The sequence below is a fragment of the Bradyrhizobium sp. P3_C3 genome, from assembly GCF_056402655.1.
Window position 1 is genome coordinate 1 of record NZ_JBFUGY010000094.1, and the last position, 10,119, is coordinate 10,119.

At 58.3% G+C, this 10,119-nt stretch carries 8 protein-coding genes and 2 pseudogenes; 8 read left to right on the plus strand and 2 right to left on the minus strand.

The features are described 5' to 3' along the window. Positions 1-461: 461 nt before the first annotated feature. The 7 genes and pseudogenes from AC1DW2_RS42670 to AC1DW2_RS42700 all read left to right on the plus strand — a co-directional run. Positions 462-983, plus strand: coding sequence for a Spy/CpxP family protein refolding chaperone (locus AC1DW2_RS42670; protein ID WP_038945733.1), 522 nt, complete (start codon positions 462-464; stop codon positions 981-983). Between the two features lie 800 nt (positions 984-1,783). Beyond that, positions 1,784-2,836 carry a SphA family protein gene (locus AC1DW2_RS42675; RefSeq protein WP_477009091.1) on the plus strand — a complete coding sequence of 351 codons (1,053 nt, stop codon included), beginning with the start codon at positions 1,784-1,786 and terminating at the stop codon, positions 2,834-2,836. 1,009 nt (positions 2,837-3,845) lie between these two features. Next, positions 3,846-4,610: an outer membrane protein gene (locus tag AC1DW2_RS42680; protein ID WP_038953383.1), complete on the plus strand. Its 765-nt coding sequence runs from the start codon at positions 3,846-3,848 to the stop codon at positions 4,608-4,610. A 342-nt stretch (positions 4,611-4,952) separates the two neighbouring features. Beyond that, a complete protein-coding gene (locus tag AC1DW2_RS42685) occupies positions 4,953-5,132 on the plus strand; it encodes a SpoIIAA family protein (protein WP_049808091.1) in 180 nt (59 codons plus the stop codon). A 229-nt stretch (positions 5,133-5,361) separates the two neighbouring features. Next, positions 5,362-5,625: a hypothetical protein gene (locus tag AC1DW2_RS42690; RefSeq protein WP_038945657.1), complete on the plus strand. Its 264-nt coding sequence runs from the start codon at positions 5,362-5,364 to the stop codon at positions 5,623-5,625. Between the two features lie 386 nt (positions 5,626-6,011). Continuing rightward, a complete protein-coding gene (locus AC1DW2_RS42695) occupies positions 6,012-6,470 on the plus strand; it encodes a hypothetical protein (RefSeq protein ID WP_084795345.1) in 459 nt (152 codons plus the stop codon). A 472-nt stretch (positions 6,471-6,942) separates the two neighbouring features. Then, positions 6,943-7,283, plus strand: a pseudogene (locus tag AC1DW2_RS42700) (phosphate acetyl/acyltransferase); the annotation flags it as partial. Between the two features lie 187 nt (positions 7,284-7,470). Here the strand turns inward: AC1DW2_RS42700 and AC1DW2_RS42705 are convergent. Continuing rightward, positions 7,471-8,712, minus strand: coding sequence for a transglycosylase (locus AC1DW2_RS42705; protein ID WP_245328642.1), 1,242 nt, complete (start codon positions 8,710-8,712; stop codon positions 7,471-7,473). A gap of 504 nt (positions 8,713-9,216) precedes the next feature. Here AC1DW2_RS42705 and AC1DW2_RS42710 point away from each other — a divergent pair. Further along, a complete protein-coding gene (locus tag AC1DW2_RS42710) occupies positions 9,217-9,903 on the plus strand; it encodes a L,D-transpeptidase family protein (RefSeq protein ID WP_231145353.1) in 687 nt (228 codons plus the stop codon). Here AC1DW2_RS42710 and AC1DW2_RS42715 read toward each other — a convergent pair. Then, positions 9,886-10,119 (minus strand): annotated as a pseudogene (locus AC1DW2_RS42715) (IS630 family transposase); the annotation flags it as partial. The gene AC1DW2_RS42710 and the pseudogene AC1DW2_RS42715 sit on opposite strands and share 18 nt — an antisense overlap.

Genomic DNA, 10,119 nt, shown 5'->3' on the forward strand with positions numbered 1-10,119 from the left:
CCCCGAAACATTGACCTGGGCTCTACGTCGTCTGTTACCTGCAGCAAGATGGCCACGAGCTGCTTGATATAGATCAAGCGCGTTCGATCGCTCGCGAACGCGCTCTAACTGCAGCCGGTAATGCGCGCAACTGCCTTCATGTACTTGAGATCAAGTGCGGCGTCACCTCCGTCTGACCGATAGTTGCGAGCGGTCAGGCGATCCGAATTCAAGCAGGTCTCAAGATCGAACCTGATATGCGAGCACCATCCCAGGGCGCTCTTCTCTGCCTCTTCCTTGGAGGGGCCAAACCCCACAAAGGTCTGAACGTGCCCGGCCTCGCCGTCGGCCCTCGATACGAGATTGATTTCTGAGATGTAAAAGGACGAACACTGGGCGGCGCTGGTTCCCTGATTTAGATCAACGTAACCGCGCAGTGCGTCACCATTGTGGAGTGGGGCAACTCGCCTAGGAGATGGCCGATGTTGAAAATAGTAGTTGCCGGAACAACCGCACTCTTCCTTGCTGCATCCCCGATTGCCAACGCGCAAACCTCGCAAACCTCTTCTGCGACTCCGGAACGGTTAAATGCAGCCGACCGGAATACGCTGACGGACATGAGGATTGATCTGGTAAAGGCCGCGTTGCAGCTGACACCTGACCAGGAGAAATACTGGCCCGCTGTAGAGAGCGCCATTCGTGCCAGGGCGGAGGACCGGAAAGCCCGCCTTGCAAAAATCGGAGAAACAGTGGGTAGACGGGCCGACGAAAACCGTGTCGAAGCCCTGCGCAATCGTGACCCTATCACCTTCTTGCAGCGGCGCTCCGAAGCATTGGCTCAACGATCAGCCGATTTGGATAAACTCGCCGAGGCGTGGCAGCCACTCTACAAAACGCTTAATCCCGAACAGAGGCAGCGCATGGCGGCCATCGCGATTCTGGTACTCCACGATATGAGTGATGCCGTAGACCGGCGCCGTGCGCTGTCCGAGGACGAGGACTGAGCCAAAGCAGTTCAATTCGAACCTAATGCATAATGGTCGGAGCATACGCAGCTAACTGACTGTATGCCTAGACGATGTTTGCTAAGGGTCTTGGCTGTAGAAGCACACTTTTGTAGATGAGCCGATAGCAAGCCAAGACCGGCTCGGCCTCAGGCCGCGATCACATAGATCAGCGGCTTGATCCCGACGATGTTGATGACCCGTGTCAGGCCAGAACCGAGAGTGCCATCTCGGCGGCTACTTTTGGGAGCGTTCTAGTGAGGAAGTGGGTCCCTCCCATGCGTGCATTCATCGTGCCGAACGGATGCTCGACTGTCTCGCGACGTTGGCGCATAGCGAGCGGGTTCAGGCATTCAGGCAATAGTGTCCATTGCCCACGATCCGCCTGCTCAACGAAGCGCCTCTCTGCTTCCCCCGCAGAATCACGAGAGAATCATGGCAAAGCAGCAGCGTTTCCACACAGCCAGGGTCACGAGCCGCAATACTTGCGGTGAGCAAAATCAAGTCGGCTCTGCCGCCAACAGCAGACCTCAGCAAGACCTCCCACACTTGTCGCGATGACCCAGGAAAAGACCTCGCTCCGGCAAAGAAAACCGAATATCTCCAGCGCAAGCAACTCTTGGTCGAGCCGAGACTGCGTCATCGCCGTAATACAAATATCCCCCGCTGTTACCATTCTGTCACGGATTTCGACGCTGCTTGTGCCCTAGTATTGAATGCCGTCTAACTTGGGGCCCCGCGGTTCGCGGAGCGCTTTGCAGTAGCCGCCACTGGTTGCAAATGCCGCCCAGAGGTTTGCAATGAGATCAAACAAACCGGGAAGCCGCGTCATCAACTATGCGGCAGCGGTTGCTGCTCTCGTGCTTTGCGCTGATGTTTCGCATGCCGACCAGGGCGGTAGCTCGTTCTGGTTTCCGGGTCAGTTTGCGAGCCTCGTGGCCATGCAGCAGACACCGGGCTGGGCGCTCAGTGTCATCGATTACCATTCCGGCGTCGCCGCAACCGGGGGCGCTGCTGCGGCCAAAGAGATCCTGGCCGGCAAAATCCCCGCGAACGTCAACGTTAATCTAAATCTGAGTCTGAGCGGGCGGGCCGACCTGATCGCCCTTGCGCCATCGTATACTTTCACGACGGCGGTGCTTGGCGGGCAGTTGGTCGTAGGCATGTCCGGCCAGTACGGCAGAGCCGCCACCAGTATCGCCGGAACACTGACAGCGATAGCCGGACCGATTGTGATGACGCGCACCGGAATGCTCGAAGGCTCACTTACCTCCTACGGCGACCTCGCGCCATTCGCGCAACTGCTATGGAGCCATGGCGTCGACAATTACATGGCTTACGTCACGGGCAATATTCCCGTCGGCGACTATGATCCGACGCGGATTCCCAACATCGGGCTCGGGCACGGCGCGATCGACATTGGAGGCGCCTATACCTATTTCGACCCGGCGGCAGGAAACGAAATCTCGGGCGTCGCCGGCCTTACCTACAATTTCAGGAATCCTGATACCCTGTACCGGAGCGGCATCGATTTCCACTYCGACTGGGGCGCATCGCACTACCTCACCAAGCAGCTTTTCCTCGGCATTGTCGGATATGCCTACCAGCAAATCACCGACGATTCCGGCCAGAACCCGATCCTCGGTGGCTTCAGGTCACGCGTTTTCGGTGTCGGTCCGCAAATCGGGTACGGCTTCCCGGTCGCAGACATGCACGGCTCCCTTAGCCTGAGGGGATACGGCGAATTCGGTGCAGCCAACCGTCCGTCAGGATGGAATACCTGGCTGACGTTCACCATTTCCCCGTCCGCGCCTGCCGCCATAGCGCGCACGAAGCATCTGGTTGTGAAATAAACCTCGTGCCAACCGGACGTCGGCTGCGATCGGCCGATGTCTCAAATGGGTCAAAATGCGAAGGACTCAACGTAAGCACGTCGGCCTCGTTGAACGGACCTCAATGAGGCGTGTCACCACTTCGCTGATGGGCCAGACCTGGACTCATCGCCGCAGCAAACGACATGCACGAACCGCAGTGATTTACTCAATCAATCGTCGGCGCGGGCGAGTGATCGAGCACTTTGATCACCGTCTCGTACCTTGTCGGCGCGCATCGCGCTCCGTTAGTAGACACCACGCCGCACGGCACGACGCGTATGGCGGTAATCGCGACGGTCGACACGACGCGCAGTCACGCGGGCGCGCCGATACGTGTAGGCCTGCGCTTGATCAACGCTTAACTCCACGACGCCACGCGATGTAACCTGCGGCGAGACTGGAATCGTCGCCAACACCACTGCCGCAAACAGCAGCCCGACAATTGAGTAAGCCCTCATTGCACCTACTCCTATTATCTACCATGGCCGTCAATGTCGGCCACTGTCACCAGATGTCAATGAATATGTGCAGCGCATCGAGCGACATAGTTTTCGCCAAAGCTTTGCACATGACTGCTCCAGATACTCAGGCCAGCAGGAAAAGGCGTCGAGGGGAATGGTGCACTGCGTTCATGCGCGCTGCACAAATCATGGAATGCTCATGTCTCAATTGGGTCAAAAGCAGCGGTGGACGCCAAGTTGGATCGGCGTCCGGTTTGCCCCTGACAGCCGACATGACACGCGCTCAATCGACCTTCGGCTAAGGGGCCAACAAACCGCCGCTGCCGCAAATTCTAAGACGCAAATTCCTTCGTTGATTGGTCAATAGCGCTTACTCAACTAGAGCGCGCGCACATTTCCAAATTTTCCCGACTGTTGCCGCTTAGGCACATCGAATGCTAGTCGGCTCAGCTAGGTTCGAGCTGGAACGCCGGACATCCAAAAAAGAACCGGCATCGTTCGGGTGAAACGTGGATGGAGCGAGAATAATGAGGAAGATTTTGTTAAGTGGCGTGGCCTTGCTGGCAGTGAGCATGGCGGCCCCCGCGTCGGCGGCTGATATGGCGGCACGCCCCTACACCAAGGCGCCGCCGCCGGTGGTCGCTCCGATCTATGACTGGACCGGTTTCTACATCGGCGCCAACGGCGGATGGGGCCAAAGCCACAATTGCGTGGATTTCGTCACGCTCGCAGGCACAGTTGCAAGCGGTTGCCGGGATCGGTCGGGTGGCGTTGTCGGCGGGCAGGTCGGGTATCGCTGGCAATCCAATCAATTTGTGTTCGGATTGGAAGCGCAGGGCGATTGGGCCGACCTCAGCAACACACGCGTCAGCCTGTTCAACCCGACACTTTCAACCACAGTTAAGACCGACGCCATCGGTCTCTTCACGGGCCAACTCGGTTGGGCGTGGAACGCGTCACTGCTCTACGTGAAGGGCGGCGCGGCCGTAACCAGCAATCGCCTGACAATATTCGACAACACCACCGGGATCGGTCTGGTCTCGGCAGATAACACGCGCTGGGGCGGCGCGCTGGGTGTCGGCTGGGAGTATGGCTTCGCACAAAATTGGTCGGTCGGTGTTGAATACGATCATCTGTGGATGGGACATGCGAACAACTCCTTCTCCGTGGCCGATCCGCGGCTTGCGGCCGTACTCAACGACCGGATCAGCCAAGACGTGGATATGGTCACTGTGCGCTTCAACTATCGCTTCGGCGGGTATGGAAAAGCTCCTGTCGCGGCGAGATACTGATCGCTCCAGTCTGCGCAAACCAAAGCCCCGGCTCGCCGGGGCTTTTTTGCGGGCTATGTATGGCTAGCGGTTGCTGCATCTTTGCAATGTCTGAGGTGGGTGAGAGCGCCGGTTTACAGATGTTGCGGCTGCTTTCGGTCAGCCCAATAAGCCGACGATAGTTGAGCGGCCTCGAACTTCTCAGGCCGGAGTTGCTGCGAGACCGACGCATCCTCACTCTCTCGCCGGTAGGGGCGCTCGCGAGAAAGCTAACTTTGAGCGGCTCGCCCAGGAAATCGATCCCTTTGTCGCGGCGAATGGAGAGCTGGCCGGCCTAATGATATTCGCAAAGGCCTTTCCGAGCTGGGACAGCTCAAGCTCGTCGGAGGCTATCATCGACAGGTGAAGCGCGTGGTCGTCGTGACTGACAGCGAGCTCTTCAAGGCCATACCGCGGATGGCGAAGCACTTTGTCTCGGCGCAAGTTCGTCGATTTTCGTCCGATCAAAAAGCGGAGACGCTGGCGTGGCTGGAAGCGCAATGATCCATATCGGCGTGATCCGCCCATAGTGCGCCCGCCAGGACAAGCCCCGGCTCATAGGATGGAAGTATCGGGCTTCTGTTTGATCCAGATCAACCTCCCTTTGTTAAGCAGCGCTGCACTAACACGGCCTGTGGCAAGCACCGACGCAGGCGAGACGTGCCCCTCTTATCGACGATGGCCTTGAGGGCGCAGGCTTTCACTGCCGTCGCGTCACAGATGGAGCCTTCCGATGTGGATCCTGATGTACGTCTTCTCGTATTCAGTTAGTCCGGCCGCCACAAATGACAGAGCGGAATGGAGGGTCCTTCCGACCGTGGTATTCCAGGAATTTTCCAGTGAAGAGCGCTGCCTGGCAGCGAAGTCCAAACTGGAGGAGCGCTTGAAGGAGGCGGGAGCCAGGATGAGAAGCGGTTTGGAAGACTTGAAGAGCCTGGGTCAGGCTGACCCAGCGCAGATCATCATTGCCTTCAACGTCGAATGCGTACCGAAGTAGAGGCAGTGAACCACGACCGCGCCGCGCGCCAGACGGGAAGTCCTTGTCGAAAGCAACAATCGTTCGCAGGCTAGTTCTTCGACAAGTTTGGACGGGGGAAGGGAATCGAACCCTCGTATTCAGCTTGGAAGTCAGACGCGGCCGCCGGGTACGGCAAACTGTCAGAAACCATTCGGCGGTCGCAAGAAATGTAAGCGCATAGCCGTCCGATAACTGCGGGTGTCCCACGATCGCCTCAGATTGCCGCTCCAAACCTACGAAGGGTTCATTCCGGAGGCAGGCTGCCGAGTCCTGCTACCCGCTACCCGAACGCCCAGTGACGTCGTTCCTGCCGCAACACATTCGAACGTAGTACCGGGGTAAATGCAATGTTGAGAGGCACAAACATGAAATTCCTGACGGCATTGCTCGCTACAGCATTTTCACTGGGATACGCGGGCCCAAGCGATGCCGTGGTGAGGATTATCAACGATCGGGGTGGGTTGATCCAACGTTACTTCGATCGGTACGAAAACTTGAAGAACACGGGCCAGACTGTGATCATCGATGGCCTCTGCGCCTCGGCCTGTACGATCGTCCTAGCTAAGATCCCTTCGGAAAGAATCTGCGTAACTGAAAGGGCAAATCTTGCCTTCCACGCAGCCTGGGACCTGGGGGCTGGCGGACGCCAAATTACAAATCCAGAAGCCACACGAATAATGTATTCAATGTACCCGGCTCCGGTTCGGAATTGGATCGCAACGCGTGGTGGTTTGTCTCGTCACACAATCTTCCTGCGCGGCGCGAGGCTTAAGGCGATATTTCCTCCTTGCTATCTAGACGCTGCGGTTTTCCTGCGCTCGTAGTTGATCAGATGCTGGTCTAACCCAGCCGTTCCGCGCGAGGCGTTAACATATTGGCGACGAACCACTGTGCACCCTGAATGGGTATTGTGCCGCCGGCAGCGAACTTCATTCGATCATGCAATGAGGAGGACAAGGATTCAGGCGAGGGTCTGCGGGGCAGAGACTTCCTCAATTCGAGCGACCTCGTAACTTCCCAACGTCGGCATATTGCTGCGCGAACCGCCGGGCCTCCTCTGCGCATGGCTTAGGCTCAGGTACGTTTTTGCCTGGGTCGTCGTGAGAGTTGTCCGTAAATCTCACGGTATAAGGTGGTAATGGTTCAAGCCTATCCGGCCCACTGCGGATTCAACTAGGCCCTTGAGGTCAAAAACCGCCCAGTAGCCCTGAAAGGCGTGAATGAAACGCCAGCGATGAGTCCGTCGACCAGGCTACCGCAAACGCCCACACGAGCACTCCGAGCAAGTACGATACTCTGATCGCAGCGCCCGCTCGATCGATCCCGTTCAGACCGTCGTGGTGCACCCCTGCGACGAGACCTCCCTGCGCTGCGGCGTCCTCGACAGCGCCAGCGCGGGCATCATCCGACCGATCCTGGTGGGTCCGGAGGGAAAGATCAGAGACACGGCCGACACTCACGGGCTCGACATCGCGAGAATCGAAATCGTCGATGCGCCGCACAGCGAGGCGGCCGCCGCTAAGGCCGTCGAACTGATCCACGCTGCCCACGGCGAGATGCTGATGAAAGGCAGTCTGCACACCGACGAGCTGATGTGTAGCATCACGGCCAAGGCCGGCGGTCTACGCATGGACCGGGCCACAACCAGACATCGGCATCTGATCGATCACCTCGTTAGCGCGCAGTAGGAATGGTCCGAGCGAGTCGTTGAAAACGTAAAGCGCGTCCTGCGCGACCACTGAGCGACACCACGTCTCGCGGCGGCGGTGAGGCCCCCGCTCGGCCCGCGCGTGCGGCAACTCCTACCAACCACTCAACGGAAATCTACTGGTTCGCCCGTTCGGCGTCGGCGGTAGCCATGTATTTCGATTGGAAATGCGCAACCCGCTCGCGCCACATTCCGACGAACGCCCCCGATGTCAGCTTATCCACCGATTTCCACTCGGCTTTGACGGCCGGAAGGGTATTCCGCCAGATCGCGCGTTTGCACCATTTTTCGCGTTTCTCCCTCCCTTCGCTGGTGGCACACATGGATTTCCAAGCGATGCGATCGGGTTGGCTGATGTGCTCGGCGGCGCCTTCCCAGCCTTGTTGATGGATCAAGTAAAGATCACTCAAGGTCGGCTTCTTCTGCGTCACCCACTCGAACAGAATGCCTTCGGTAATGACCTTGTAAGCTGCCGCAATGGCATTGTCGCGGGGATCAAGAATCTGCCCGGAGCCGAATTTGTTGAACTCGTACTTGCTCAGTTGAAACAGGCCGATATACGACCCCGTGCGCTGCTTGGGGTCGAAACCGGACTCGATCTTGGCAACCGCTTTCATGAAATGGAAGTCCAGACCGAAAGCGTCGGAAGCGCGCTTGATCTCCTCGACCGGCGTTCCGACCGGGATGTCCTTGAGTGACTTTAAGACGATCTCCGCCGGTTTCTCGGCAGGAGGCAGTTCGGACCAGACGTAATAGATGAGATAGCGAAAATCCTGCGTCACCGGCGCCGAGTTGGAGGCATTGCGCGTTGTCGGCCCCGGTTGGGCGACATCATGGTGGCCCAAGTCCACCGATTCCTGCACGGGCGGTAAATCGGCCGACAGCATCTGCGACGGATCGGGCAACGCAGCCACGACGATCGATTCCGGCTTATCCGAAGCCGCCGTCGTGTCGGTGGCCGTCCCCGCCGCGGGTTCGGCGGCCGTCGCCACTTCGGCGCCAGCCACAGCAGCGTTCGCGACAACGGTGTTAGCGACAACGGCGTTGTCCATTGCGATTGCCTGCGGTTCATCCGCGAGCCTGGCGTTGGCGGCGAGCGATGCTGCGCGATCCTCGATTGGCACTGCGCCGATGTTCTCGGTGCCGGCCGAACCGAAGCCAGCCAGCCAGCCAACGATCCCCCCCGCGAGAACGACCGTTCCGCAAAACGTCGGCACCACTGCCGTAAATCGCCGCGGGTTCATCATCCCGTCGCTTCCAAAGGCCCCACCCGAGCAATGCTGCACAGCCAAGCACGCGACGGGTGAATTTTCGGGTCGAGACATGGCCGCGCAATGGCGCAAACCGCGGTTCATCATCTTTTCCACGAAGTGTTGCCCGCATGCAACGCGCCGGCGGCAAGCAATTGTTCTGCGACGTAAGCGTGTTGGGAAGTTTCGGACCCATGCGACGCATGCGGCTAGTTCGCGGCGAGCCGGTCATGGTGAATGTCGGACCAACAGGTGCGCTTGAGTGGCCGTAGTCGGGGATGCCGTCCCTTCGAGCGGTCTGTCGTTGACGATTTATGGGATCATCTGAGCGAACCGAACCCATTGCCCAAGATCAAAGCGTCCGTCGCAACGGCCCTCACACCGTACATTGATCGGCCCGGCGATCAGCGCGACGGCTATTGCCGATTGTCTTCTTCCGGCAGATTGGCCCCGTCATTGGAATTGGTCCAATTTTCGACCCACTGCGACCAGATTTGAAGACGAGGCTATGGTCGGTAACGCCACGCTTCTTGCGTTGGACCTCGCATGCAACTTCACTGCATGAGGCACTGAATGAGGAGGCAGACTCCAATAATAGCTTTCGCCGCTTTCATGCTCTCTACAGGGATCGCACACGCTCAGTTTCCGTTTTGGCCGCAGGACAGGTTCTGGCCAGGCCACTACGCTCCGTTCAAACACAAGCACTATCACCGGCAGACAAACTCTGGATCTGCGAAGAACGCTCGGCCTGAGGCCCCTCCGAAGGGCCCGCTCCAGATCATCATCTCGATCGCTGACCAACGGGTCTCGCTTTTTGACAACGGGGCATTGATCGCACGCTCGACGGTGTCCACGGGAACTCAGGGGCATCCTACACCCCTGGGCGTATTCAGCGTGATCAGCAAACAACGATGGCACCGCTCAAATATTTATAGCTCTGCCCCCATGCCCTACATGCAGCGCATCACCTGGTCAGGGATTGCGTTGCATGCCGGTGTCGTGCCTGGGCATCCGGCGTCACACGGCTGCATCCGTTTGAAAAATGACTTTGCCATTCGACTCTGGCATCTCACGAAGCGCGGCACGCGCGTGATCATTGCGCACCACGATGTCCAGCCGGTCGAGATAACCAGTCCGCACCTCTTTAAGCCGAAAGCAGTGTCCGGTTCGCCGGAATTTCAGGCTGCCACAGTCGTGGGTAAGAGCGTTAGCACAGCCGCGGCAACGCATGGATCACCGGTGTCCAAGACCGAGACTCCAGAAGCCACTAGTCACGTGAATCTAAAGTTCGCCACATAAAGTCCGCTGAGCTTTATAGCAGAAGCGTTTGACGGAAGCCAAAATCTGGTCTGCGGACTTGGTCCATTTGAATGGCTTCGGTTTTCTGTTGTGCAGGTCGATGAAGGTACGGATGTCGGCCTCGAGCTGCCTGACGGAGGTGTGAACACCTCGCTGGATCTGTTTTCTGGTGAGTTCAGCGAACCAGCGCTCGACCTGATTGATCCATGACGCGGA

Bases quoted from the DNA above. Each gene is read 5' to 3' on its own strand.
- AC1DW2_RS42670 (WP_038945733.1), top strand. From the start codon at position 462: ATGTTGAAAATAGTAGTTGCCGGAACAACCGCACTCTTCCTTGCTGCA.
- AC1DW2_RS42680 (WP_038953383.1), top strand. From the start codon at position 3,846: ATGAGGAAGATTTTGTTAAGTGGCGTGGCCTTGCTGGCAGTGAGCATG.
- AC1DW2_RS42690 (WP_038945657.1), top strand. From the start codon at position 5,362: ATGTGGATCCTGATGTACGTCTTCTCGTATTCAGTTAGTCCGGCCGCC.
- AC1DW2_RS42695 (WP_084795345.1), top strand. From the start codon at position 6,012: ATGAAATTCCTGACGGCATTGCTCGCTACAGCATTTTCACTGGGATAC.
- AC1DW2_RS42705 (WP_245328642.1), bottom strand. From the start codon at position 8,712: ATGATGAACCGCGGTTTGCGCCATTGCGCGGCCATGTCTCGACCCGAA.
- AC1DW2_RS42710 (WP_231145353.1), top strand. From the start codon at position 9,217: ATGCTCTCTACAGGGATCGCACACGCTCAGTTTCCGTTTTGGCCGCAG.